Raw genomic sequence first — 24077 nt, forward strand, 5'->3', positions numbered from 1 at the left:
GAGCGGTAGTTCAGTTGGTTAGAATACCTGCCTGTCACGCAGGGGGTCGCGGGTTCGAGTCCCGTCCGTTCCGCCACTTATTAAGAGCCCTGAGCATTAGCTCAGGGCTTTTTCTTTGCATGTCATTTAATTATTGCTCAATTCGCAAAAATCCTCTGCATGTCTCGCTCTTTTTCTGCAAAGCGCTGAAGGTCATAATCCCCTCAGTTAACGAACATAGTGATTAAAAAGAGGAATTCTATGACTATCCCTGCATTCGGTTTAGGTACTTTTCGCCTGAAAGACGACGTGGTTATCGCTTCTGTGAAAACGGCGCTTGAACTGGGCTACCGTGCTGTCGACACTGCGCAAATCTATGATAATGAAGCGGCTGTTGGACAGGCGATTGCTGAGAGCGGTGTACCGCGTAATGAGCTGTACATCACCACCAAGATCTGGATTGAAAACCTTAGCAAAGACAAGCTAATCCCAAGCCTGAAAGAGAGCCTGAAAAAACTGCGTACCGATTATGTCGATCTGACGCTGATCCGCTGACCATCTCCGGGTGATGCTGTGTCTGTCGAAGAATTTATGCAGGCATTGCTGGAAGCTAAAAAACAAGGGCTGACTCGCGAAATTGGCATTTCAAACTTCACCATTCCGTTGATGAAAAAGGCTATTGCCGCGGTGGGCGCAGACCATATCGCCACCAACCAGATTGAGCTATCTCCGTATCTGCAGAATCGTAAGGTGGTTGACTGGGCGAAAGCGCACGGTATCCATATCACCTCTTACATGACGCTGGCATACGGTAAAGCGCTGAAAGATGAAGTGATTGCGCGCATTGCGGCTAAACATAATGCGACCCCGGCGCAGGTTATTCTGGCATGGGCAATGGGTGAAGGTTACTCGGTGATCCCTTCATCCACCAGGCGTGAAAACCTGGCAAGCAACCTGCTGGCGCAGGACCTGCATCTGGATGCCGAAGATAAAAATGCGATCGCGGCACTGGACCGCAACGATCGTCTGGTTAGCCCGGAAGGACTGGCTCCTGCCTGGGATTAATTACCCGATCCTTTGTACCTTTAACCCTCTTTCACAGCTCCTGCGGGAGCTGTTCTTATATATTCGCTCAAAAAGTCGATAAATGCCCGAATGCGTGTGCTGACGGCGCGATCGCTGTAGTAAACGGCGCTGAAAGGCATTTCTACCGGCAGACGTTTATCGGCCAGCAGTTCCACCAGTTCTCCCCGCGCGATCTCTTTATCAATCATATAATCTGAAAGACATGCAATGCCGTTACCGTTCAGGCAAAGCTGTTTTAACGTTTCTCCGCTGTTGGAAGAAATCCCACATTCGATCTCATGGAGCTGCCCATCGCTACAGGCTATTGGCCAGGTATTGAGCGAGATGGGTTCAGAAAACCCCAGGCACAGATGCCGTTTTAACTCTTCAACGCTCTCAGGCTTGCCAAAGCGGGCAATATAGTCAGGTGAAGCGATAATCTTGCGATAGCTGGTAAATAACGGGCGCGCGCGCAGACTTGAATCTGTCAACGTGCCTGCGCGTATCGCAACATCCACTTTTCGTTCAATAAGATTGATGAACGTTTCTGAGGAGACAAGAGACAACGTTATTTCCGGATACCGTTCACGAAAAGGTTTAATCAGCGGCATCAGGAAATGCAGCATTACCGGCGTTGCCGCATCGATACGCAGTAAGCCGCGTGGGGTATTACGCGACTCCATGATTTCCGTTTCTGCGGCGGCCATTTCTTGCAGTATCTGCTGCACACGCCTGAAGTATCGCTCTCCTTCTTCAGTCAGGCTCAGCTGTCGGGTCGTACGATTAAGCAGACTGACGCCGAGCTTCATCTCCAGCTTTTTAACTGCCCGGCTGACAGCGGAATTGGCCTGTCCAAGCTGCTCTGCCGCCCGGCTGAAGCTGCCGCTTTCCACGACAGCGACAAAAATTGCGAGTTCTTCGGAGGTGGCTTTCATTTTTGCTCCTGAAGCAAAATTAAATTGATATTTTGGCTATTTTTGTCATTAAAACATCCAGGCATACTGCGTGTCATCTGATTACTGCTGTTATGGAGTTATGTATGCCTCTCGCTTTATTTGCACTGACAATAAGTGCTTTCGCTATCGGTACGACTGAGTTTGTGATTGTCGGCCTGGTGCCGACCATTGCACAACAACTGGCTGTTTCGTTACCTTCCGCCGGAATGCTGGTTTCAATCTATGCGCTGGGTGTGGCTATTGGCGCGCCGGTGCTGACCGCGCTGACCGGACGCCTGCCGCGTAAACAGTTACTGGTCGCGCTGATGGTCTTGTTTACGGCGGGGAATTTGCTGGCATGGCAGGCACCGGGCTATATGACATTAATCGTCGCCCGTCTGCTGACGGGCCTGGCGCACGGCGTGTTCTTCTCTATTGGATCTACCATCGCGACAAGTCTGGTGCCAAAAGAGAAAGCGGCTTCTGCGATCGCTATTATGTTTGGTGGTTTAACGGTAGCGCTGGTCACGGGCGTGCCGCTGGGCACATTTATCGGTCAGCATTTTGGCTGGCGTGAGACCTTCCTTGCGGTATCACTGTTAGGGGTGATTGCGCTGATGAGCAGTCAACTGCTGATCCCGGCCAACATTCCCGGTCGGGCGGCCGCCAGCATTCGTGACCAGGTGAAAGTACTGACTCATCCTCGTCTGTTGCTGATTTACGCCGTTACGGCGCTTGGCTACGGCGGGGTATTCACGGCATTCACCTTCCTGGCGCCGATGATGCAGGATCTGGCGGGATTCTCCCCGGCAGCAGTAAGCTGGATCCTACTGGGTTATGGCGTATCTGTGGCTATCGGCAATATCTGGGGCGGTAAACTGGCGGATAAGCATGGTGCCGTGCCGGCTCTGAAATTCATTTTCGCCGCGCTGTTTGTTCTGCTGATGGTCTTCCAGGTGACGGCTTCCACGCAGTATGCCGCGCTGGCTACCATTCTGGTGATGGGGATCTTTGCTTTCGGTAACGTACCAGGGTTGCAGGTCTACGTGGTACAGAAAGCGGAACAATTCACGCCTAATGCGGTAGATGTGGCGTCAGGTCTGAACATTGCGGCGTTTAACATTGGTATTGCGCTGGGCTCCGTGATTGGCGGGCAAACGGTGGCGCATTACGGTTTGGCGCAGACGCCGTGGATTGGCGCCCTCATTGTTCTGGTGGCTTTCCTGCTGATGGGTGTCAGCGGACGTCTTGATAAACCTGTACGCATTGCTCTGGAGTAAATTATTGATGTAAGCGCCTACTTACAAAACAAACTGCAATTGTTCGTTGAAAGTGAGTGCTAAAATCCCTATAACAGAAGAACCAGTCCGGTTGAGGACTGGTTGACGTTACAGAGGTTTGAAAGTCAAAAGTGCGAAAAAACACCTATGCGATGCGCTATGTTGCCGGACAGCCCGCCGAGCGGATTTTGCCGCCAGGGTCGTTTGCGAGCATTGGCCAGGCATTGCCCGCCGGGGAACCGCTAAGCAGTGAAGAGCGGATCCGTATCCTCGTGTGGAATATATTCAAGCAGCAGCGAGCCGAATGGTTATCGGTGCTGAAGAACTACGGCAAAGATGCGCATCTGGTCCTGTTGCAGGAGGCACAGACGACGCCTGAACTGGTACAGTTTGCCACCGCTAACTATCTTGCCGCCGACCAGGTTCCCGCTTTTGTATTACCTCAGCATCCGTCTGGCGTCATGACGCTTTCTGCCGCCCATCCTGTTTACTGCTGCCCTTTACGGGAAAGAGAACCAATTTTACGTTTGGCGAAATCAGCCCTGGTGACGGTATATCCCTTGCCGGATACCCGTTTATTAATGGTAGTAAATGTTCATGCGGTAAATTTTAGTCTGGGCGTGGACGTATACAGTAAGCAGTTACTTCCGATCGGCGACCAGATTGCGCACCATAGCGGCCCTGTCATTATGGCGGGGGATTTTAATGCCTGGAGCCGCCCACGTATGAATGCGTTGTACCGCTTTGCACGTGAGATGTCGCTGCGCCAGGTGCGTTTCACTGACGATCAGCGCCGTCGTGCGTTTGGACGACCGCTGGATTTTGTTTTTTATCGTGGGTTAAACGTGAATGAAGCCTCCGTACTGGTGACGCGCGCTTCCGATCACAATCCGCTACTCGTTGAATTCAGTCCCGGCAAACCTGAGCAATAAAGGTGCGTCAGGTCTGCCGTGGGGCAGGCCTCTTCGGGTGCTGCCCTCTATTTTTCTCATAACAGAAGGGCACTACCATGACAACGCATTCCCATCATGACAATGTTGAAAAGCAGTTTGGTTCACAGGCGAACGCCTATTTACATAGCGCCGTTCACGCATCGGGTCGTGACTTAGCGCGGCTGGCGCAAAGGCTGTCTGATTTTTCCCACGCGAACGTACTGGATATGGGATGTGGAGCTGGACACGCGAGTTTTGTCGCTGCGCAACATGCCAACTCGGTCGTGGCATACGATTTATCCGCCAGCATGCTTGAGGTTGTCGCTGGAGCGGCGGAAGAAAGACATTTAAGTAATATTACTCTCCGGCAAGGCTATGCCGAAAAACTGCCCTTTGAAGATGCATCGTTTGAGGTGGTGATTAGCCGCTATTCCGCGCATCACTGGCACGACGTTGGTCAGGCATTGCGTGAGGTTTATCGTGTATTAAAACCCGGCGGCGTGCTGATTATCATGGATGTCATGTCGCCTGGACATCCTGTACGCGATATCTGGCTGCAAACGGTGGAGGCGTTACGCGACACGTCGCATGTCCGTAACTATTCCAGTGGCGAATGGCTGGCGATGGTCAATAACGCGATGCTGGTAACGAATACCGTGATAACCGATCGTTTATCGCTGGAGTTTCGCTCATGGGTAACGCGGATGCGTACGCCAGCGCCGTTGGTTGAGGCGATTCGATTATATCAGGCGAGCGCCCCGGTAGAGGTGAAGCGTTATTTTGAGTTGCAGGATGACGGCTCGTTTAGCAGCGATACTATCATGCTGGAAGCGCATAAAGCGGTATAGCAATTTAAAAGGCGCCGGGGGAAGCGGCGCCTTTTGGCTTTTTCGTCGGACAATATCAGGAGTCTGGCGTGCTATTGTCCTTCACAAACAACGTAAGCTGATCGCCCGGTTGTAGATTATCCGTATCATGGTTCCAGCGCATCACATCTTTGATATTTACCCCGTGACGTCTGGCGATACTGGAAAGCGAATCGCCTTTACGGACACGATAGGTAATGCTATCGCTATTGTTTGCCAGTCGTTGTGCGCTGCTGCCAGCGCCTACGGTCAGGCTTTGCCCGATTTTCAGGCGCGAACCACGCAGGTTGTTCCACTGCTGCAAGTCCTTCGTGCTTACGCCAAGCCGCGAAGCAATACCGGAAAGCGTATCGCCAGAGCGCACCTTATAGCTACGGCTATTCAACGGCGTATTGTCGGCGATCAGTTGGGACTGAACGGCGTCAATCTCACCGGAAGCCAGCGACTCACGCAACTGCTCGGCATGCTTTTTGGGCACCATAACATATTGCGGACCGCTTACGCCTAAGGTAGACCCTTTTACACCGGCATTAAACGTCTTCAGCTTGCTGATAGACATGCCCGCCATATCCGCAACCTGGGCCATTTCAACTGGACTGTTTAAACGAACTCGTGCCAGCGCTCGGCTTTCATCTGTTGTTGGCAGACGTACGCCGTAGCGTTTGCTGTTTTTGAGAATTTCACTCAATGCCAGCATCTTAGGTACGTAGAGTTTCGTTTCTCTGGGCAAAGAAAGCGACCAGAAATCCGTCGGTTTTCCACGCGCTTTGTTTGCTTTAATTGCCCGCATAACACGGCCTTCGCCGCTGTTATACGCTGCAACGGTTAACAGCCAGTCGCCGTCAAACATTTTGTTCAGACGCTGCATCATGTCTAACGCGGCGGTCGTAGAGGCTACAACATCGCGACGCGCGTCATAATTACGGGTCTGCTTTAAACCATAATTGCGCCCTGTGCTCGGTATGATCTGCCAGATGCCTGCGGCATTGGCGCCAGACGTTGCGTGAGGATCAAAAGCGCTCTCCACTATGGGTAGTAGTACCAGCTCCATAGGCATGTTACGTTTCTTAACCTGCCCCGCTATCCAGTACATATACGGCTCTGCCCGTAAAGTTACATCGTGGAGATAGCTCTTATTGCGTAAATACTTCTGTTTCTGTTCGCGAATCCGGCTGTTTTCCGGAATTCCCATCTTTAGCTCGTCGCCAATGAAAGCCCACAAGTCCTGATCTGGCGCGATAGACGTTCCGTCGTCCATCCATCGTGCCTGACTCGTAAACTTTCCTGCTTCCCCTTGACCAGCTGCAGAAAGGCTCTGTGCGTGCTGTTGGACGTTGCCAGTGTTCTGAGACGTCTGGCACCCCACAAGCAGGACAGAGGCGAGTAATATCGCTTTTGCCTTCATGTGTGTGTCAATAGTTGCTTAAAAGACGACCGATCATAACGGCGAAGTTAGCGAATGACAAGTAAGAATTATCAGAACGTGTCTTTCTTTGACCTTAACCATGCAAAACGCGCTTCTGGTTGTTGCAATATTGTTTCTTTGTTTATTTCGTTAATTAAATCAATATCTTCAGTTCTTAAAAAAAGATTAATCTTACGCTCATTTTTAAGAATAACGGGTAATGTCATTTGTTTTTTTACACGTAACTCTTTAACTTTACGATAATATTCATTTATGAACGAATCGTGCGGAAGTATGCTCAATGCGAACTTAATGTTAGCTAAAGTGTATTCGTGAGCGCAGCAAATGAGCGTGTCGTCAGGCAGAGAATTAATTTTCATAAGTGACTGATACATCTGTGATGGCGTGCCTTCAAACAGTCGACCACAGCCGCCGGAAAACAGCGTGTCGCCGCAGAATAAGTAAGGGTGGCTAAAGTAACAGACGTGTCCTAACGTGTGGCCCGGCGTGGCAAAAAGAGTAAATTTCTCGCCTAAAACGCGAATAGTATCGCCATCGCCAACAAGATGGGTTGCTCCCTTGTCTTGTGTTTCCGCCGGTCCATAAACCGTCATTTGCGGGAAGTGTTGCAACAGCTCTTTGACTCCGCCAACATGATCGTGATGGTGATGCGTCAGAAAAATCGCCTCCGGCATCCACTTATGTTCAGCAATGGCCTTTAAGACGGGGGCCGCTTCGCCGGGATCAACAATCACACAGCGGCCTTCATCATTGGTCAGCACCCAGATGTAATTGTCCTGAAACGCGGGAATACTGTTAAGATTCATATATTACCTCTCAAATAATTAGCGGAAGGTTGCGATGAAACCGGCAAGGCTCTCTCAAACTGTCGTTGCGCCCGGATGTTGGGGTGAGTTGCCCTGGGGCAATTACTACCGTGAGGCGCTGGAACAGCAGCTAAATCCGTGGTTTGCAAAAATGTATGGTTTCCATTTGCTTAAAATCGGTAATTTAAGCGCAGAAATCAATTCCGAAGCGTGCGCGGTCTCTCATCAGGTGAATGTTTCATCGCAGGGCTCACCGATGCAGGTTCTGGCCGATCCGCTACACCTTCCTTTTGCAGATAAATCCGTCGATGTTTGTCTGCTGGCGCATACTTTGCCGTGGTGTACCGACCCGCACCGTTTATTACGGGAAGCCGACCGTGTATTGATTGATGACGGTTGGCTGGTCATCAGTGGATTTAACCCACTGAGTTTGATGGGGTTACGTAAACTGGTACCCGTTTTACGTAAAACACCGCCCTATAATAGTCGGATGTTTACCCTTATGCGGCAACTGGACTGGCTGTCTTTACTCAATTTTGAAGTGCTACATTATAGCCGTTTTCATGTCTTACCCTGGAAAAAGCAGGGGGGGCGGCTTTTAAATACGCATATCCCGGCGCTGGGCTGTTTACAGCTTATTGTGGCCCGTAAGCGGACCATTCCGCTTACGCTTAATCCGCTGCGACATAATAAAAGTAAAACCCCTATCCGCCAGACCGTTGGCGCCACCCGGCAATATCGCAAACCGGATGGCTAAGCTTCCGCCTGGTAGCCACTATCTTCCTGCGTGGGATTCATTGCCGCGGCGCGCGCCAGTTCATCACAACGCTCGTTTTCGGGATGGCCTGCATGGCCTTTGACCCATACCCATTTGATCTGATGCTGGCCTAACGCAGCATCGAGACGTTTCCAGAGATCGACATTTTTTACGGGTTTCTTTTCCGCTGTTTTCCAGCCGCGTTTCTTCCAGTTATGAATCCATTGGGTAATTCCTTGCCGCACATATTGGCTGTCGGTGCTCAATGTCACTTCGCAATGTTCTTTTAACGCTTCAAGCGCGACGATCGCCGCCATCAGTTCCATACGGTTATTGGTGGTCAGCGTGTAACCTTCACTAAACGTTTTTTCATGACCGCGATAGCGTAAGATAGCGCCATAACCACCAGGCCCTGGATTCCCCAGGCAAGAGCCATCGGTGAAAATTTCTACCTGTTTAAGCATCTCTGGTAGACTTCCTGTAATTGAAATCGATAACAAAACGCAAGTCTGACATAAATGACCGATATGAGCACTGCAATTACACGACAGATTGTCCTCGATACCGAAACCACCGGTATGAACCAGATAGGCGCGCACTATGAAGGTCACAAGATTATTGAGATCGGTGCGGTTGAGGTGATAAACCGTCGTCTGACCGGCAACAATTTTCATGTTTACCTGAAGCCGGATCGGCTGGTGGATCCGGAAGCGTTTGGCGTACACGGTATTGCCGATGAGTTTCTGCTGGATAAGCCGGTTTTTGCTGATGTGGTCGATGAGTTTCTTGATTATATCCGCGGTGCGGAGCTGGTCATCCATAACGCATCGTTCGATATCGGCTTTATGGATTATGAGTTTGGTCTGCTTAAACGCGATATTCCTAAAACCAATACTTTCTGCAAAGTTACCGACAGCCTGGCGTTGGCGCGGAAAATGTTCCCCGGCAAGCGTAACAGCCTTGATGCGCTGTGTTCGCGTTATGAGATAGATAATAGCAAACGTACTTTGCACGGCGCATTGCTCGATGCCCAGATCCTTGCCGAAGTGTATCTGGCGATGACGGGCGGACAAACGTCCATGACGTTTGCGATGGAAGGAGAGACGCAACGGCAGCAAGGTGAGGCGACCATTCAGCGAATCGTTCGCCAGGCCAGCCGGTTACGGGTCGTTTTTGCCTCTGAGGAAGAGCTGGCTGCGCATGAATCGCGGCTTGATCTGGTGCAGAAAAAGGGCGGAAGTTGCCTTTGGCGGGCGTAATTTATTCCTTTTTAGGCTATAAAAATCATCCTTCGGGCGATTTTTGCAGCAACTGATTCAAAAGGTGAGAAAAAGCGTTGACGGGCGACACCGCAAACCGTAATATTCGCCTCGTTCCCAGCGGGAACATCACGGAGCGGTAGTTCAGTTGGTTAGAATACCTGCCTGTCACGCAGGGGGTCGCGGGTTCGAGTCCCGTCCGTTCCGCCAGATACAAATCTCAGGGTGTTTTTATACATCCTGTGAAGTAAAAAAAACCGTATCACTGTAAAAAGGATGCGGTTTTTTTTCGTCTTCAGCAGTGCCACCGCCTATCGTGGAATCTGACGCAAATGGGCCTACGCCTGGATGACGAACAGGATATTACCGCCACTTCTTTCACTGTCATGGCTATTTTGATCCCACTGACATTTATGGCGCGGCCTCATGGCGGTGCTTAACCGGGATCGGGACATGTTCAGCGCAGTAGCAGACTGCGTAATGTTGATGTCACTCAGATAATTACGGAGAACCGCCAGACATGCGCATCATCACTCCAGGGCATCCCACTTCTCCAGCAACTCCACCGGGATCTCATTGATCACCTCCGAGAACCGTTTTCCCACCAGTCTTTCAGCCTGGCGTAACAGTGGGATGGTTGGGCTGCTGGGTTCACTGCTCTCAAACCAGCGACGAATGCACCGCAGGCGCTCCAGCGCATCATTACGATCGCGAATTGGCCCCGGTTCAGCATTGTGTGGGAGGGATATACCGGGTGGCGCGTTGACAGGCGGCACATCCTCTGCCCGTGCCGGAACGGCATTATCCATAACCGTGCCTGCGGGGTCTGGCACTGGCGCTGGCGACGGAGGGATTTCCGGTGTGGTTGTCTGTACCACGTCAGGCAGCAGCGCTAACAACTGCCGCAGGCGTGAAAAATCTGGAGCCAGATCGCCTAATGTCTCACGCGCCCACACTTGCAGGCGTTCTGCGCTTTCCTGCGCTTCGCGAAACGCCGCCAGCGGTAATGCCCCACGGGCTTCGAGGTCGGCCAGTTGCTGGCGGACAGATTCGGGGGCCAACGCATCAGCCGGGCGGGGAGCGGATAACGCGCGCTCGACATCCCGTACCTGCAGGCGCAGGGCGGCACTGTTTGACAGCGTGATACCGCGAATGTCTGCCATCACGCCTTCGTGATCCAGCAGCGCCGCCAGGGCATTACTGCGCGCCAGCGCCGCATCTTCAATAGACTCTGCGGATGCGCCTTCGCCGGTAAGCAGCTGCGGATGGAGTGCATCAGACCAGATTACGCTCAGTTCTGCCAGTTGCGTGAGCATTTCCGCCAGTCCCTGTGCGCCAGCCTGCTGGATGCGACTGCGCAGCAGCAGGATCAACACCCGGATATCCTTACTGCGCGTGAGCAGACGGCGCGCATCACGCTCAATTTCCGGCCAGTTCACGGCTTCCGGCGTACTGACAAAATCACCATATTGCGCCTCCGCCTGGGGGGCGGCGCGGCTGAACAGCAGCAGGTACTCCGGATCGTACTCCGGATCGGGGCCGCAGGGTTGTTCCGCGCTTACCGGTTTAGTCAGGGACATATCCATATCATTACTCTCAGTGGGTTAAGCCGTGTTCAGGTTCAAAAATCATGCCGGTCACCGGACGGTCATGCATGGCTTTACCTGCCCAGGCCGTCCAGCCAAGCCGCTGCGCGCCGCCGATCACCGCAGGCGGTGCGGCATGAGGCTTCAACTGCAGCTCAATTTCCCAGCAATATTCAAAACCGATGAACGTACGCACCAGTTCTGTCAGCACGGGCAGATTGTTGCCGCCGGGCAGAAAACGCAGGTAATCCTCCAGCGTGAGCGGGCCGATAATTAGCCGGAATTTGTACTGCATATCCGGTACGGCCTGGCCGATAAGCGCCCCGTTGCCCAGCACCGAAGACTGCGCAGGCGTGCCCAGACGGGTGATTTCATCGTTCGCCACCGTTATCCAGTGCAGGGCGAACTCTTTCACCGCAAAAGGTACGCTGAAATAGTGCGCCAGCGTGGCGGCCAGCCCGTCAGGATTGCGCGATTCGCGTACCAGATGGGCGGAGGCTGCCAGGCGAACATGATCTGACAGCGGGCTTTCGGCGCTTTCCCGTAGATCCTGCCCGCTGAGACTGGCGATATAAAACGCAAAACGGTCGTGTTCCGGTTTGTCCAGCCCGCCACCAGCGGACTGGGCGCTGCGCCATGCCTGCCAGAACTGCGTCAGCCAGCGGTGGTGAAAAATATTGGAAAAATGAACCAGCGTCGGATCGTGACGGCTCTCTGAGCGGTTCAGTGCCAGCTCGGTATAGTGCAGCGGCAACGGGCCGTTTGGCCCCCATAGTCCGAGGCTGTACAGGCTCAGGTGCAGGCGTCCATCCTGCCAGCTGACCTGGGCGATTTCCCGTGGTGCAAAGGTCATCGTCGGCGTCTGTCCCAGACGGAATTTTTCCATCCGTGGCTGCCAGATACTGCCTGCCGGAGTATCACAGAGCTGGGCATCCACGCGCCGCATCAGGTTCAGGAATCCGTAACGCCAGGGGGTTTTCTGCGCCTGGTCGAGAGCGCCGGTCATACGCTCCCCCGTTGCCCGGTTCTGACCGGCCAGGTCATGACATGCCCGCGTTGCATCGAGTGCAGCGTCATCTGCGAGAAGGTATTAATGGAAACATGGCGGGCAATATAGTGTTCCAGCACCAGACCGAACAGGTAAGGACTGATACCGGAAAATCCTTCTTCGTCCACGGTCAGTTCGCAACTGACGCCCCGGCCATAGACCAACAGGCCGGAGCCGGGCAGGCGGCGGGTCACCGGGGTGGTTTTGCAGCCAATCAGGCTGCGCACCTGGCGCGACTGCGGGCTGTCGTGAGCCGGGATAAACAGATTCAGCAGATCGCGCAGCGCCTGGCCGCCGGTGCGGTGATCCAGATCGGCCAGCGGCAGATAATTAAACGACAACTGCCGGATCAGCCGCCAGGCCATTTCGCGTTCAGCCAGCGGCGGCTGCGGCGGGCGCGGCGGTCTGATAAGACCCACGCCCGCCACCGGAATCGCCGCATCTACGGTCAGATCATCCCGGCCATTACGTGGAATAAGGCAGGGCAGATCGCGGTTAGTCACCATTGCCGTGACGGTGATATGGCGCAGATTTTCCGGGTAGGGCGCTTCATGCTGATCAACCAGCGAGAGGAAGACTTCCGAGCCGGTATAGGGGGTTCGGGTGCCATAGCGGCGGGCGTTTTCTGACGAGCGGCGCGGTTCACGACGCAGTGAAAAATAACGCCCGTGGTTGCCTTCGTCATTATTACGGGTGTGATACAGCGGACGAAAAATCATCTTCCGTGTGGTTTCCGCTTCCAGGCCTTCGACTTCCTGAACAGAAAACACCTCGTAATCCAGCGGACGGGTACGATCCACCACCAGATGCTGTTCCGTCACGCTGTGAGTGACTTCAATCCGGGTGGTGGTGCGAGGAAACAGGTTGATCACCGGCGTACAGAACAGGCTGAACTGTGCAGCGTCCGTCTGATGAATCAGCCAGTCCGGCGGCAGGCGGTTAAGCAGTATGACAATTTCCGCCACATTGCCCTGCACCTTTTGTAACCCGGCAGACAATCCGGTCGGGGTGAAGAAGTAAAACCGTTCCGGACAGGCGAAAAATTCATGCAGTAGATTATGCCCATGAAACACGTTCCAGGCGAGCGGCAGCAGCCCCTGCCCTGGCTCCAGCCCTTCGTGCGCCACCGGGTGTTGAAGATTCACATTCAGTTCGCCGTCAAAGTGACCGGGTTCTCCGGCCAGTGTGGCGACGGCGCTGGTATGTAGCAGCTCAAACAGGTGTGACGCAATGCGTTCTTCGCCGCAGAGGTAAAAGGGCAGCCGTGCCGGACCGGCCAGCTCGCTGAAAGTCAGTTCCCCGAAGGTTCGCAGGGTGATGCGCAATGCCCCGGCGACATGAATATTAGGCGGCAGATAGCGGTGCAGGGCGGGCATATCCGGCGGCGCGGCGGTCAGGCGTACCTCCTCGATGGACAGCGGCCACAGCGTGACGTCCTGGCTGCTGCGAAACTGGCAGGCGGTATTTTCGCCTTCCGGGATGGGGGAAACGAACGCGGTATCGCGCGGCACGGTGACCCCTTTCGCCAGGTCGCCTTCCTGCGTATCGGGATACAGCTTTACCACTGCCATCGATGGCGTGGGGGTGACGTAATTGGGGCTGACGACTTCCAGTAATCGCTGTGTGAAGCGGGGAAACTCGGCGTCAATTTTTAGCTGAGTACGGGCGCTCAGAAAGCTGAACGCCTCGATCATGCGTTCCACATACGGGTCGGCAATATCGGTTCCCTGCATCCCCAGTCGGGCGGCAATTTTGGGATGGAGGGTGGCGAACTCAGCACCGGTCTCCCGCAGGTAGCTGAGTTCGCGGTTGTAATACTCCAGTAGCCGTGGATCCATGAATAATGCCCTGTATTAAAAGAACGTAATGCGGCTCAGCTCCATATCCAGCGCGCTGCGTACCAGAAACTCCGTGGGATACGGCTGCGTCAGAATTTGTCCGCGAATTTCAAACTGTAGTGTGTTATAGCTACCCTGCCGGGTTTTATCGAGCAATGGCGTGACCCTGAGTGTGGCGGCGTTCAGCCGGGGTTCGAAACGGATAATGGCGCGCCGGATCGCCTCGCTGATATCGTCCCACTTATGCTCATACATAAAGCTGCCCGCCAGCGGCGGCAGGCCATAGTTGAGCACTGACGCCGCCGCCTGCGGATAGCGCCGGGCGTCGATGTCACCCTCGTGGCTAATGGTATTGAGCAAAAAGGAGAGATCCCGACGAATGATCTCCTTCAGTTGTACCGGCGTGACGCTGATATCCCGGTCAATTTTCTGATACGGGGCATTGTCACACAGCCGATCAAATAGGGTGGGCAGCAGATGGTTAGCGGGTGTAAAACGGGACGTGCTCATGCGCCATCGTTTTCCTGAGCATGAAAGGTACAATGGGCCATGTCCAGCAGGCTGATATCGCCGTGGCTGGTCAGCCACACTTTCTGCCCCAGCGCCCGCACGGTGGTTTCGCCGGGGCCATCCTGCCAGGCGGTTTCCCGGCACAGACGCAGGGCGTCAGATGCACTTTCCGAACCGCTGTAACGGGTAAAGAGCCAGGCGCCGTGCGTATCGCCATTCACCAGGGTGATATTAACGGGTTTCCACAGCAGATCGGTCAGGCGCGCCGGTTGCGGCGATTCCAGCGAGCATATTTGCGAAAACGGCAGCCAGATATACACGCCGCCGGTGACCAGCTCAAGTACCGGGCCAAGGCGGGAATCGCTGTCGCTCGCCCAGTCAAATGCGCCGCCGTTCCACTGCCCGCCCGTGTCTGTTATGGCTTCCAGTGCGGTATTACGGTGTTTATCAACCTCACCGGTATCGTCATGACAGGCGAGTGCCGCCAGAAGTGACTCCACCCAAACGGGCTGCGGCAGAAGAAAACCGGGTCGTTGTTCACCCTGAAAAACGGTGTGGCGGAACATTTCGCAGCGAACCAGCTCCCGGTACAGCCGGGCCTCCTGGGTATAATTGGCCTCCATCCTGGCGCATAGCTGAAGCTGATGTAGCGCCCGCGACCAGTCTCCGGCCACACACAGCAACTGAAACAGGCTGTGGCGGCAGAGCGCCTTCGCCGGATTTTCCCGAACCTGCTGCTCCGCCATCTGAATCCCCTCCGCAATAGAGTATTCCTGTATCAGCGCGGACAGGGTAGCAGGAAGCGTGTCAGTTTTTTTCATGGGCGGTATTTCCATTTTTCTGTGTCGGAGTGATTCGGTAGTGGCTGTCGATGCCAATAATACGATGCTCGCGGCGGGTCAGATCGGGCAGTATCTCGCTATGTGCGGTTTTCCCCGCCTGTTCCGGCGAGAGCAGTTGCAGGATATCGGGCATTGATTCCATCGCCAGCCAGTGCATTTCACCCTCACCGGTCGTGTCCAGCGTATCCAGAATGGCATCAATACCGGGCGCGCCTGCCACCATATCCTGTAACGTGTCGGTGTCGCCCTTTTTATCGTATAACGACGTCAAATCCTGGGTGACAGCGTCTTCATTTCGGGGAAACGGTTTAGGACGGAGGGGCTTTTCCTGCCCGGAGGGCCGCAATGCCTGCTGATATTCCTGGTAAAGCTGGTGTAGCGTGCTATCCGCTTCATGGCCGGTGTAAGAGGGCGCGGTTTCCCGGACGGGAATAATATCGAACGGGTTCTGCGGATTGAGCTGTTGTTGTTTAAACCAGTCCAGATCCAGGTACTCAGCAACGGATTCAGATGACTGAACCAACTGAGGAAACGAAACATCGGGACGGGACTCATCATTGGTGCGGGCAAGGCACCAGGATGACAGACCCCATTCAATCGTATCTCCATCATTCAGCCGCATACGGTGATGAGGTTCCATCACCTGCTCATTGACGGCACAGCACAGTTCAGCAGAGTGATTAACAATCCACCACGCCTCTTCGTGGCGAACAAGACTGAGCGCGATATCGTCTTTCCCATGTTGCTCAAAAAGCGGAATGTAGGGGGCGGCGGCAGTAAATACGATGTATGTCCCTGCGGGATACTGTGCGTTATCCGTTATACCCTGCGACTGTATTTTCCGTAATTCCCACATGTCTTGTTTCATTATGTCCCTTAAATGTATTTATTTTTCTGGAGGAAACGTTTAGGGAGTTTTAATTCATAAATAACTTTAACTAAATTCATAGAGAGTCATTATTGATGACACCCTTTTTATTATTTTCGTCGTGAATGCATTGTTGTATGCATAGATGTCTTTTTTGAAATATTATTTCTTTTAATTCTGCAATTGCGATTTTTATCTTGCTGTTCATTGATTATTTAATATTAACGGCTTAGTTGCTAATTAGTCCCTGATCTGTATCATTGTTTTGTTTCGATATTTTTTCGAGGCTATCAATAAAGAATTGTTTATATATTTATATGCATTGATGCATTATTTTTATGAATTTTTATGTCACAAGGCATAACACATGGAAACTCCTGTTTCACGCAGTGCGTTGTATGGAAAACTGGCCGGCCCACTATTCCGGTCGCTGGAATCGGCAACGGCATTTTGCAAACTACGCTCTAATCCCTGGGTTGAGCTGACTCACTGGCTGCACCAGTTAACACAGCAGCCCGATAACGATATTCTCCACGTTCTTCGGCATTACCAGATCCCTCTTTCTGATGTGGAGAAAGCGTTACTCCGGCAACTGGATATGCTGCCCGCCGGGGCCAGCGCCATTAGTGATTTTTCTCACCATATCGATCTCAGCGTTGAAAAGGCCTGGATGCTGGCGAGCGTCCGTTACGGCGATAACAAAATTCGCAGCGGCTGGTTGCTGCTGGCCTTGTTGACCACGCCAGAACTGCGTCGGGTACTGAGCAGTATCTGCGCGCCGCTGGCCACGCTTCCGGTTGATGAACTGACTGAAATACTGCCCTCGTTGATCGAAACATCGCCGGAAGCGCAGGAGCGCCCTTACGACGGCTCCGGCCTGGCATCAGCCATTCCCGGTGAAAGCAGTCAGGCGATTCCCAACGGCGGGCAGGACGGTAAATCCGCGCTGGCGAAATACTGTCAGGACATGACGGCACAGGCGCGCGACGGCAAAATCGACCCGGTGACGGGGCGTGAGCATGAAATCCGCACCATGACGGATATTCTGCTGCGCCGTCGCCAGAATAATCCACTACTGACTGGTGAGGCGGGCGTCGGAAAGACGGCGGTCGTCGAAGGTTTTGCCCTCGCGATTGCGCAGGGGGAAGTGCCGCCCGCGCTGCGGGAAGTACGGCTGCTGGCGCTGGACGTTGGCGCTCTGTTGGCCGGAGCCAGCATGAAAGGCGAGTTTGAATCGCGTCTGAAAGGGTTACTGGAAGAGGCCGGGCGCTCGCCGCAGCCGGTTATTCTGTTTGTCGATGAAGTTCACACTCTGGTGGGCGCGGGCGGCGCATCCGGCACGGGCGATGCCGCTAACCTGCTGAAACCGGCGCTGGCGCGCGGCACCCTGCGGACTATCGGCGCCACCACCTGGAGCGAATACAAGCGCCATATTGAGAAAGATCCGGCGCTGACCCGGCGTTTTCAGGTGTTGCAGATTGCCGAACCGGAAGAGATCCCCGCAATGGAAATGGTGCGTGGTCTGGTGGATACGCTGGAAAAACACCACAACGTACTGATTCTGGATGAGGCGGTACGTGCGGCGGTACAGCTTTCTCACCGCTACATTCCCGCCCGGCAGTTGCCGGATAAGGCCATCAGCCTGCTGGATACCGCCGCGGCCCGCGTGGCGCTGACGCTGCACACGCCGCCTGCCAGCGTACAGTTCCTGCGCCAGCAGCTAAAAGCGGCGGAAATGGAACGGTCGCTGTTGCAGAAGCAGGAAAAAATGGGGATTCAGTCAGATGAGCGGCGCGATGCGCTGACGGCGCGAATTTTCTCGCTCAACGATGAACTGACTGCATCCGAATCTCGCTGGCAGCGGGAGCTGGAACTGGTACATACGTTGCAGGAACTGCGTGTCGCAGAGTCTGATGCTGATGACAAAACCACGCTGCAACAGGCCGAAACGGCGCTAAGGGAGTGGCAGGGCGACGCGCCGGTGGTGTTCCCGGAAGTCAGCGCGGCGGTGGTCGCGGCGATTGTCGCCGACTGGACCGGTATTCCTGCCGGGCGCATGGTGAAAGATGAGGCCAGCCAGGTGCTGGAACTGCCTGCCCGACTGGCGCAACGCGTTACCGGGCAAGACGGCGCGCTGGCGCAGATTGGTGAACGTATTCAGACCGCCAGGGCGGGACTGGGCGATCCACGCAAACCGGTGGGCGTGTTTATGCTGGCCGGGCCGTCCGGTGTCGGTAAAACCGAAACCGCGCTGGCGCTGGCGGAGGCTATCTACGGCGGTGAGCAGAACCTGATTACCATCAATATGAGCGAGTTCCAGGAGGCTCACACCGTTTCCACGCTGAAAGGCGCGCCCCCCGGCTATGTGGGCTATGGCGAGGGTGGTGTGCTGACGGAAGCGGTGCGTCGCCACCCCTGGAGCGTAGTGCTGCTCGACGAGATCGAAAAAGCGCACCATGACGTCCATGAACTCTTCTATCAGGTGTTTGACAAGGGCGAGATGGAGGACGGTGAGGGAACACATGTCGATTTCAAAAACACCACGCTATTACTCACCACCAACGTGGGTTCCGACCTCATCAGCCAGATGTGTGAAGATCCGGCTTTAATGCCCGATGCTACGGGGCTTAAAGAGGCGCTAATGCCGGAATTACGCAAGCATTTCCCGGCGGCATTTCTGGGCCGCGTGACGGTGATCCCTTACCTGCCGCTGGACGAAACGTCGCGTGGCGTGATTGCCCGTCTGCACCTTGACCGGCTGGTGGCGCGGATGGGTGAACAGCACGGCGTGACGCTGACGTATAGCGAGGAACTGGTCGCACATATTGTGGCGTGCTGTCCAATGCATGAAACGGGCGCGCGGTTGCTGATTGGCTACATCGAACAGCACATCCTGCCACAACTGTCGCGCTACTGGTTGCAGGCCATGACGGAAAAAGCCGCTATCAGGCAGATTGATATCGGCGTTAATGGTGATGAGCAGATTGTTTTTGAGACAACCTCGCAAGAGGGAATATGCCAAAAGAGTTAAGTGGTGCGCAGTGGGTTTATGGCGTGACTAAGTTTGTCGGCGGAAATACAGATAAACCCCACTGGTCAATTGATGGGCATTAAATATGACATTACGTTACCCGGCGTTATTGACTCCTTTGCTAATGATGTTCGCTTTCAGTGTTCATGGCGAACCGCCTTTACCACAGGATGTGCAGCATTTTCTGAGCAATGCAGAGATGTGCCAGCATCTGGCCGGCGAATGGGACAGTTCTTTACCGGAAGAGGATAAAAAAGACATAGAAAAGGGCATTAATACCTGGTGCCCTCCGGCGAAAAAAGCACTTCCTGGGTTACGGGAAAAGTACAAAGAAAACAAAGAGATTATAAAAAAACTCTCTGAGTATGATTTTTAAACTGTGCCGTTGCACCGCTGTCCGGGCGGTCGTCGGTAGATTGATAAGGAAATGAAAGAGTATGGCTATCAACAATAGCGCGCAGAAATTCATCGCGCGCAACCGCGCGCCGCGCGTGCAGATTGAATATGACGTAGAGATTTACGGCTCTGAGAAAAAAATCGAGCTGCCGTTCGTGATGGCGGTGCTGGCCGATCTGGCCGGGAAACCGCGTGAAGAACTGCCGCCGGTGACGGATCGCAAATTCCTCGATATTGATATTGATAACTTCAATGAGCGCATGAAAGCCATTGCGCCGCGCGTGGCGTTCGCTGTGCCGAATACGCTGACGGGTGAAGGTCAGTTGATGGTCGATATCACGCTGGAAAATATGGACGACTTTTCGCCGGCACAGATTGCCCGCAAGGTGGACGCCCTGAACCAGTTACTGGAAGCCCGCACTCAACTGGCGAACCTCCAGACCTACATGGATGGCAAGGCCGGGGCGGAAAATCTGGTCAATAAACTGTTGCAGGACCCGACTCTGCTGAAAACGCTGGCGAATGCGCCGAAACCGGCCGCTACCCAGCAAGGTGTGTCAGCGGATAATGAATCAGCGGAATAACGTCGAATTTTTAAGGAATTTTCATGGCAAACAGTAATATGCAGGCAACCGACGCGGTTGCTCAGGATACCGTCTCCGCATCCGGTGAATTTGATGCGTTGCTGAATCAGGCCTTCCGACCCAAGACTACCCAGGCGGCAAAAGCCGTGGAAGCCGCGGTGCAGACGCTGGCGCAACAGGCGCTGGCGAACACGATCACCGTCAGCGATGACGCCTATAAAAGCATCAGCGCTATTATTGCGCAGATCGACTTTAAACTGACCGAACAGATCAAACTGATCCTGCAACATCCCGACTGGCAGAAGCTGGAATCCTCGTGGCGCGGTATGGAGCATCTGGTTTACAACACCGAGACCGACGAAAAGCTGAAAATTCGCTTCATGAATCTGTCAAAAGATGAATTGCGGCGCAACATGAAGCGTTACAAGGGCATCGCCTGGGATCAAAGCCCGATGTTCAAGAAACTGTATGAAGCCGAATACGGCCAGTTAGGCGGCGAACCTTATGGCTGTATCATTGCGGATTACTACTTCGACCATACACCGCCCGATGTGGATCTGCTTGGCTCTATCGCCAAAGTCGCCGCGTCGGCCCATGCGCCGTTTATTGCCGGGGCTTCCCCCTCGGTACTGCAAATGGACTCCTGGCAGGAGCTGGCGAATCCCCGCGACCTGACCAAAATCGTCACCCAGAACCTGGAATATGCGCCGTGGAACTCGCTGCGGGCTAGCGAAGACTCCCGTTATATTGGCCTGACGATGCCGCGTTTTCTTGCCCGCCTGCCGTATGGCGCAAAAACTAACCCGGTAGACGAGTTTGATTTTGAAGAAGATGCGGATGGTTCTGACCATACCAAATACGTCTGGAGCAACGCGGCCTACGCGATGGGCGTAAACATCAACCGTTCCTTCAAACACTACGGCTGGTGTACGTTGATTCGCGGTGTGGAATCAGGCGGTGCGGTGGAAAATCTTCCCTGCCATACCTTCCCGACTGACGATGGCGGCGTGGACATGAAATGCCCGACCGAAATCGCCATCTCTGACCGCCGCGAGGCTGAACTGGCGAAAAACGGTTTTATCCCGTTGATCCACCGTAAAAACTCAGACTATGCCGCCTTTATCGGCGCACAGTCGCTGCAAAAACCACAGGAATACTACGATCCGGACGCGACGGCCAACGCCAACCTGTCCGCCCGTCTGCCGTACCTGTTCGCCTGCTCGCGCTTCGCGCACTTCCTCAAATGTATCGTCCGCGACAAAATCGGTTCCTTTAAAGAGCGTGAGGATATGCAGCGCTGGCTGAACGAGTGGATCATGAATTATGTCGACGCCGATCCGGTGAACTCCTCGCAAGAAACTAAAGCCCGTCGTCCGCTGGCTGCCGCTGAAGTAGTGGTGGAAGAGGTCGAAGGCAATCCAGGTTATTACGACGCGAAATTCTTCCTGCGTCCGCATTTCCAGCTTGAAGGGCTGACGGGATCGCTGCGCCTGGTGACAAAACTGCCGTCAGTGAAGCAGGGCAATGCCTGATATATATTTTGTGAATGTTTAAGCGAGTGAAATCAGAGAAGATAGAGAATATAAAGAGGGATATGAAGAAAAGAATTTCGTCTCGCCCACGGTCTCGTAAAGGTGGGATACGTAGTGATGGCACATATCCGGATGCCAGTAACAATGCCGAAGCTTTTTATATTATTGAGTAGGAAATACATATTATGACCATAAGCTCAACTTTTCATCTGTTACCTGGTATTGTTCTGCTCTTTTCACAATATGCTGTGGCTTGGGAAGTCAGTTGTCCGGCTGTTATTGATACTCAGTCTTCTGCTGTGAGCCTGAAGTCTGATGTCCCAGCGCCGTGGCAGCTTTCTCCTCGATATATGTCGCGTTTATGGTTAAGTAGTATTGGGGTAACGCAGGGTAAACCTGAAAACCTGATGGATCTCAAACCAGAGACTAAAAAAGTAAACGGTGAAAATTGGTCTGTATGGGAAACAGAACGTGTTAGCGATAAAGAAACCGATCGCTATTGGGTTTCGTGTATTTATGGTCATGAACAGATATGGTTGACGCAACCAATACCTGCTTCTTCTACTCGCTGTAAGACTCATAATTTTGAGGGATCGCCAGAAGACCAGTCTATATCTTTTATCTGTAATTAGCGATTTGAGACGTGAAAATTTCAGTACAGGTTATGGTTTTTATTATCGGAAGTTATGAAGCATTATTCATATGCATTAAATAATGCAAATTCATAAAATAACTAAATACATTATCGGTACCGGAAAAATATACAGTCTTCTGTTCTCCTGAAGTTATTGGAGAAGGATTCTGTACGGCAATGATTTATCTATAAACAAAAAGATATAGATAAAATCAGGTTTATTTTAAGTAAAACTTAATAAGGATATAAAAATGGCTTATGACATTTTTTTAAAAATTGACGGCATTGATGGCGAGTCAATGGATGACAAACACAAAAATGAAATTGAAGTACTGAGCTGGCGCTGGAATATTCATCAGGAATCCACCATGCACGCCGGTAGCGGCCTCGGCTCCGGTAAGGTCTCCGTCACCAACCTGGATTTTGATCACTATATCGATCGCGCCAGCCCGAACCTGTTCAAATACTGCGCCTCCGGCAAGCACATTCCGCAGGCCATTCTGGTTATGCGTAAGGCTGGCGGCAATCCGCTGGAGTACCTCAAGTATACCTTCACCGACCTGATTGTCGCCGTGGTTTCCCCGAGCGGCAGCCACGATGGTGAAATCGCCTCCCGTGAAACGGTGGAGCTCTCCTTCAGCACCGTGAAGCAGGAATACGTGGTGCAGAACCAGCAGGGCGGCAGCGGCGGCACCATCACCGCAGGCTACGACTTCAAGGCCAACAAAGAAATTTAACGGCTGTTTTTCCGGCCAGATGTTATGTCTGGCTGGTTTTATTGTTTTGATTTTAAAGGAATTTACAGTGAATAAATGGCGTAACCCCACTGGGTGGTTATGTGCGGTAGCTATGCCTTTTGCACTGCTCCTGCTTTCCGGATGCGGCAGTAGCGATTCGCTACCTGACCCCTAATCGCAGCGGCCTGGCCTGAGCGTGAAAGCGTTTTACAAGGTGAATTCTGACAATCAGAAGAAAGCGGCGTCCATGAAGATACGTGTTGAGAATTAATGACCTACACAGAATTTTTAGAGGGTAAGCAAAATGAACAGACCTTCATTCAATGAAGCGTGGTTAGCTTTTAGGAAGGTGAATCATTCCGTCGCTGATGTGGGTAGCATTATTGGTGGAAACGTTGGGAAAAATATAACTGGTGGTTATTTTCAAAATGCCTGCCCTATTCGAATGAGCTATGTTTTGAATGCGACAGGATTCCCAATAGCCCGTAACTCTCCGTATGCAAAGGTTAGTGGTGCCGATAATAAATTCTATATTTATCGCGTGAATGATATGATTGATTATCTTACTCATACTATGGGCAAGCCTGATCTTATTGTTAATAATCCGAAACAGAGTGACTTTATAGGGAAGAAAGGAATTATCGTAGTAAAAGGGCATGGCTGGAGCAATGCCAGAGGACACGTTACATTATGGAATGGCAGTATCTGTTCAGATCAGTGCCACTTATTAAATGACCCAGATAATGGACCATTTGTTCCTGAAGTTGGGACTCTGTGGATACTGCCGTGAAATGGTTAATATTAGTTACTTTCAGCATAAGTGGAATGCTGGTATGGCAGCCATCCTTTGCACAAGAAGCATTGACCACACAATATTCACAGTCGGAACTCTTAAAAAATTGGGCGCTGAGTCATTGTCTGGCATTAGTATACAAAGATGATGTCGTTAAAAACGATGCCAGAGCTACGGCCAGTGCTTACCTTGAATATGGTAAACAATCTGTGGAGATTTACCATGAAATTGATGAGATTGCGAAAAAATATTCAGGGTTGAAATATAACGGTTCGATATCATCAGATTTTAATACCATGAAGTGCATAGATTTTATCCATGACAGGGAATTAAATGAATTAATTAAAAGGCGTGTCGAGAAGTAAAATTCAAA

Annotated in this window: 24 protein-coding genes, 1 tRNA gene and 2 pseudogenes; 17 read left to right on the top strand and 10 right to left on the bottom strand. The window is 52.7% G+C overall.

Translation table 11 applies throughout. The features are described from left to right. Positions 1–240 precede the first annotated feature (240 nt). Positions 241–1044: pseudogene (gene dkgB, locus ACLJQD_RS22340) on the top strand (2,5-didehydrogluconate reductase DkgB). A gap of 20 nt (positions 1045–1064) precedes the next feature. Here dkgB and yafC read toward each other — a convergent pair. Next, on the bottom strand, positions 1065–1979 hold the full coding sequence (yafC, locus tag ACLJQD_RS22345; RefSeq protein ID WP_000648525.1) for a DNA-binding transcriptional regulator YafC: 915 nt from the start codon (positions 1977–1979) through the stop codon (positions 1065–1067). Positions 1980–2083: 104 nt separating this feature from the next. Between yafC and ACLJQD_RS22350 the strand changes: the two genes are divergently transcribed. The 3 genes from ACLJQD_RS22350 (at position 2084) to ACLJQD_RS22360 (ending at position 5039) form a co-directional block, all read left to right on the top strand. Further along, complete coding sequence (locus tag ACLJQD_RS22350) at positions 2084–3259, top strand: MFS transporter (protein ID WP_017442150.1); 1176 nt, start codon at positions 2084–2086, stop codon at positions 3257–3259. Positions 3260–3390: 131 nt separating this feature from the next. Continuing rightward, on the top strand, positions 3391–4191 hold the full coding sequence (locus ACLJQD_RS22355; RefSeq protein ID WP_001230970.1) for an endonuclease/exonuclease/phosphatase family protein: 801 nt from the start codon (positions 3391–3393) through the stop codon (positions 4189–4191). A gap of 77 nt (positions 4192–4268) precedes the next feature. Next, positions 4269–5039, top strand: a complete 771-nt coding sequence (locus ACLJQD_RS22360; protein WP_000207236.1) for a class I SAM-dependent methyltransferase — start codon at positions 4269–4271, stop codon at positions 5037–5039. A gap of 55 nt (positions 5040–5094) precedes the next feature. Here the strand turns inward: ACLJQD_RS22360 and mltD are convergent, their stop codons facing one another. Both mltD and gloB read right to left on the bottom strand, forming a co-directional pair. Beyond that, positions 5095–6462, bottom strand: a complete 1368-nt coding sequence (gene mltD / locus ACLJQD_RS22365) for a murein transglycosylase D (protein ID WP_000644706.1) — start codon at positions 6460–6462, stop codon at positions 5095–5097. A gap of 71 nt (positions 6463–6533) precedes the next feature. Further along, entirely contained in the window at positions 6534–7289 is a 756-nt protein-coding gene (gloB, locus tag ACLJQD_RS22370; RefSeq protein WP_001052773.1) for a hydroxyacylglutathione hydrolase, read from the bottom strand. A gap of 34 nt (positions 7290–7323) precedes the next feature. Here gloB and ACLJQD_RS22375 point away from each other — a divergent pair, with 34 nt between their 5' ends. Beyond that, positions 7324–8046, top strand: a complete 723-nt coding sequence (locus ACLJQD_RS22375) for a class I SAM-dependent methyltransferase (RefSeq protein ID WP_000801238.1) — start codon at positions 7324–7326, stop codon at positions 8044–8046. Here the strand turns inward: ACLJQD_RS22375 and rnhA are convergent. Beyond that, complete coding sequence (gene rnhA, locus ACLJQD_RS22380) at positions 8043–8510, bottom strand: ribonuclease HI (RefSeq protein WP_000917872.1); 468 nt, start codon at positions 8508–8510, stop codon at positions 8043–8045. The two genes, ACLJQD_RS22375 and rnhA, sit on opposite strands and share 4 nt — an antisense overlap. Before the next feature lie 63 nt (positions 8511–8573). Here rnhA and dnaQ point away from each other — a divergent pair, with 63 nt between their 5' ends. Next, positions 8574–9305 carry a DNA polymerase III subunit epsilon gene (gene dnaQ / locus ACLJQD_RS22385; protein WP_001670675.1) on the top strand — a complete coding sequence of 244 codons (732 nt, stop codon included), beginning with the start codon at positions 8574–8576 and terminating at the stop codon, positions 9303–9305. Positions 9306–9438: 133 nt separating this feature from the next. Continuing rightward, positions 9439–9515: transfer RNA gene (locus ACLJQD_RS22390), tRNA-Asp, on the top strand. A 320-nt stretch (positions 9516–9835) separates the two neighbouring features. On the opposite strand, the gene ACLJQD_RS22395 is transcribed toward ACLJQD_RS22390, so the two are convergent. The 6 genes from ACLJQD_RS22395 to tagK are packed head-to-tail and all read right to left on the bottom strand — an operon-like array spanning position 9836 to position 15997. Then, positions 9836–10891 (bottom strand): ImpA family type VI secretion system protein, encoded by a 1056-nt coding sequence (locus tag ACLJQD_RS22395; RefSeq protein WP_000367619.1) that lies wholly within the window; start codon positions 10889–10891, stop codon positions 9836–9838. Positions 10892–10901: 10 nt separating this feature from the next. After that, positions 10902–11897 carry a type VI secretion system baseplate subunit TssG gene (gene tssG, locus ACLJQD_RS22400; RefSeq protein WP_000145239.1) on the bottom strand — a complete coding sequence of 332 codons (996 nt, stop codon included), beginning with the start codon at positions 11895–11897 and terminating at the stop codon, positions 10902–10904. Next, positions 11894–13777, bottom strand: a complete 1884-nt coding sequence (tssF, locus tag ACLJQD_RS22405) for a type VI secretion system baseplate subunit TssF (RefSeq protein WP_000371508.1) — start codon at positions 13775–13777, stop codon at positions 11894–11896. Before tssF ends, tssG begins: the two co-directional genes overlap by 4 nt. A 15-nt stretch (positions 13778–13792) precedes the next feature. Then, positions 13793–14287, bottom strand: coding sequence for a type VI secretion system baseplate subunit TssE (gene tssE, locus ACLJQD_RS22410; RefSeq protein ID WP_000108007.1), 495 nt, complete (start codon positions 14285–14287; stop codon positions 13793–13795). Further along, on the bottom strand, positions 14284–15108 hold the full coding sequence (locus ACLJQD_RS22415; RefSeq protein WP_017442152.1) for a type VI secretion system accessory protein TagJ: 825 nt from the start codon (positions 15106–15108) through the stop codon (positions 14284–14286). Before ACLJQD_RS22415 ends, tssE begins: the two co-directional genes overlap by 4 nt. Continuing rightward, on the bottom strand, positions 15095–15997 hold the full coding sequence (gene tagK, locus ACLJQD_RS22420) for a type VI secretion system-associated protein TagK (RefSeq protein WP_017442153.1): 903 nt from the start codon (positions 15995–15997) through the stop codon (positions 15095–15097). Before tagK ends, ACLJQD_RS22415 begins: the two co-directional genes overlap by 14 nt. Positions 15998–16364: 367 nt before the next feature. On the opposite strand from tagK, the gene tssH reads away from it, so the two are divergent. The 10 genes and pseudogenes from tssH (at position 16365) to ACLJQD_RS22470 (ending at position 24069) form a co-directional block, all read left to right on the top strand. Continuing rightward, entirely contained in the window at positions 16365–19028 is a 2664-nt protein-coding gene (gene tssH, locus ACLJQD_RS22425; protein ID WP_017442154.1) for a type VI secretion system ATPase TssH, read from the top strand. Positions 19029–19113: 85 nt separating this feature from the next. Next, positions 19114–19404 (top strand): hypothetical protein, encoded by a 291-nt coding sequence (locus ACLJQD_RS22430; protein ID WP_000175471.1) that lies wholly within the window; start codon positions 19114–19116, stop codon positions 19402–19404. 61 nt (positions 19405–19465) lie between these two features. Continuing rightward, positions 19466–20008 carry a type VI secretion system contractile sheath small subunit gene (gene tssB / locus ACLJQD_RS22435; protein WP_000996815.1) on the top strand — a complete coding sequence of 181 codons (543 nt, stop codon included), beginning with the start codon at positions 19466–19468 and terminating at the stop codon, positions 20006–20008. Positions 20009–20031: 23 nt separating this feature from the next. Then, on the top strand, positions 20032–21540 hold the full coding sequence (tssC, locus tag ACLJQD_RS22440; protein WP_000013884.1) for a type VI secretion system contractile sheath large subunit: 1509 nt from the start codon (positions 20032–20034) through the stop codon (positions 21538–21540). Positions 21541–21554: 14 nt separating this feature from the next. After that, the gene (locus ACLJQD_RS22445; RefSeq protein ID WP_223229060.1) at positions 21555–21713 is read left to right on the top strand and encodes a BPSL0067 family protein; all 159 of its coding nucleotides are present in this window, start codon (positions 21555–21557) and stop codon (positions 21711–21713) included. 12 nt (positions 21714–21725) lie between these two features. Beyond that, on the top strand, positions 21726–22172 hold the full coding sequence (locus tag ACLJQD_RS22450) for an STY0301 family protein (RefSeq protein ID WP_020437319.1): 447 nt from the start codon (positions 21726–21728) through the stop codon (positions 22170–22172). Positions 22173–22425: 253 nt separating this feature from the next. Then, on the top strand, positions 22426–22911 hold the full coding sequence (locus ACLJQD_RS22455) for an Hcp family type VI secretion system effector (RefSeq protein ID WP_000312802.1): 486 nt from the start codon (positions 22426–22428) through the stop codon (positions 22909–22911). Between the two features lie 67 nt (positions 22912–22978). Continuing rightward, positions 22979–23173, top strand: a pseudogene (locus tag ACLJQD_RS22460) (type VI secretion system lipoprotein TssJ); the annotation flags it as partial. A 42-nt stretch (positions 23174–23215) separates the two neighbouring features. After that, the gene (locus tag ACLJQD_RS22465) at positions 23216–23701 is read left to right on the top strand and encodes a type VI secretion system amidase effector protein Tae4 (RefSeq protein ID WP_001081550.1); all 486 of its coding nucleotides are present in this window, start codon (positions 23216–23218) and stop codon (positions 23699–23701) included. Further along, positions 23686–24069, top strand: coding sequence for a type VI secretion system amidase immunity protein Tai4 (locus ACLJQD_RS22470; protein WP_000379146.1), 384 nt, complete (start codon positions 23686–23688; stop codon positions 24067–24069). The genes ACLJQD_RS22465 and ACLJQD_RS22470 overlap by 16 nt, the downstream gene beginning before the upstream one ends. Positions 24070–24077 lie beyond the last annotated feature (8 nt).

Origin of the sequence: Salmonella sp. SAL04214 (assembly GCF_046550615.1) — a bacterium.
Lineage (GTDB): Bacteria > Pseudomonadota > Gammaproteobacteria > Enterobacterales > Enterobacteriaceae > Salmonella > Salmonella enterica.

Coding starts and splice junctions, on each gene's coding strand:
- gloB (WP_001052773.1), bottom strand. CDS start 7,289: ATGAATCTTAACAGTATTCCCGCGTTTCAGGACAATTACATCTGGGTG.
- ACLJQD_RS22465 (WP_001081550.1), top strand. CDS start 23,216: ATGAACAGACCTTCATTCAATGAAGCGTGGTTAGCTTTTAGGAAGGTG.
- ACLJQD_RS22445 (WP_223229060.1), top strand. CDS start 21,555: ATGTTTAAGCGAGTGAAATCAGAGAAGATAGAGAATATAAAGAGGGAT.
- ACLJQD_RS22430 (WP_000175471.1), top strand. CDS start 19,114: ATGACATTACGTTACCCGGCGTTATTGACTCCTTTGCTAATGATGTTC.
- ACLJQD_RS22415 (WP_017442152.1), bottom strand. CDS start 15,108: ATGAAAAAAACTGACACGCTTCCTGCTACCCTGTCCGCGCTGATACAG.
- ACLJQD_RS22375 (WP_000801238.1), top strand. CDS start 7,324: ATGAAACCGGCAAGGCTCTCTCAAACTGTCGTTGCGCCCGGATGTTGG.
- tagK (WP_017442153.1), bottom strand. CDS start 15,997: ATGAAACAAGACATGTGGGAATTACGGAAAATACAGTCGCAGGGTATA.
- ACLJQD_RS22350 (WP_017442150.1), top strand. CDS start 2,084: ATGCCTCTCGCTTTATTTGCACTGACAATAAGTGCTTTCGCTATCGGT.
- yafC (WP_000648525.1), bottom strand. CDS start 1,979: ATGAAAGCCACCTCCGAAGAACTCGCAATTTTTGTCGCTGTCGTGGAA.
- mltD (WP_000644706.1), bottom strand. CDS start 6,462: ATGAAGGCAAAAGCGATATTACTCGCCTCTGTCCTGCTTGTGGGGTGC.
- tssH (WP_017442154.1), top strand. CDS start 16,365: ATGGAAACTCCTGTTTCACGCAGTGCGTTGTATGGAAAACTGGCCGGC.
- tssE (WP_000108007.1), bottom strand. CDS start 14,287: ATGAGCACGTCCCGTTTTACACCCGCTAACCATCTGCTGCCCACCCTA.
- tssG (WP_000145239.1), bottom strand. CDS start 11,897: ATGACCGGCGCTCTCGACCAGGCGCAGAAAACCCCCTGGCGTTACGGA.
- ACLJQD_RS22450 (WP_020437319.1), top strand. CDS start 21,726: ATGACCATAAGCTCAACTTTTCATCTGTTACCTGGTATTGTTCTGCTC.
- ACLJQD_RS22360 (WP_000207236.1), top strand. CDS start 4,269: ATGACAACGCATTCCCATCATGACAATGTTGAAAAGCAGTTTGGTTCA.
- tssB (WP_000996815.1), top strand. CDS start 19,466: ATGGCTATCAACAATAGCGCGCAGAAATTCATCGCGCGCAACCGCGCG.
- ACLJQD_RS22455 (WP_000312802.1), top strand. CDS start 22,426: ATGGCTTATGACATTTTTTTAAAAATTGACGGCATTGATGGCGAGTCA.
- ACLJQD_RS22395 (WP_000367619.1), bottom strand. CDS start 10,891: ATGGATATGTCCCTGACTAAACCGGTAAGCGCGGAACAACCCTGCGGC.
- tssC (WP_000013884.1), top strand. CDS start 20,032: ATGGCAAACAGTAATATGCAGGCAACCGACGCGGTTGCTCAGGATACC.
- tssF (WP_000371508.1), bottom strand. CDS start 13,777: ATGGATCCACGGCTACTGGAGTATTACAACCGCGAACTCAGCTACCTG.
- dnaQ (WP_001670675.1), top strand. CDS start 8,574: ATGAGCACTGCAATTACACGACAGATTGTCCTCGATACCGAAACCACC.
- rnhA (WP_000917872.1), bottom strand. CDS start 8,510: ATGCTTAAACAGGTAGAAATTTTCACCGATGGCTCTTGCCTGGGGAAT.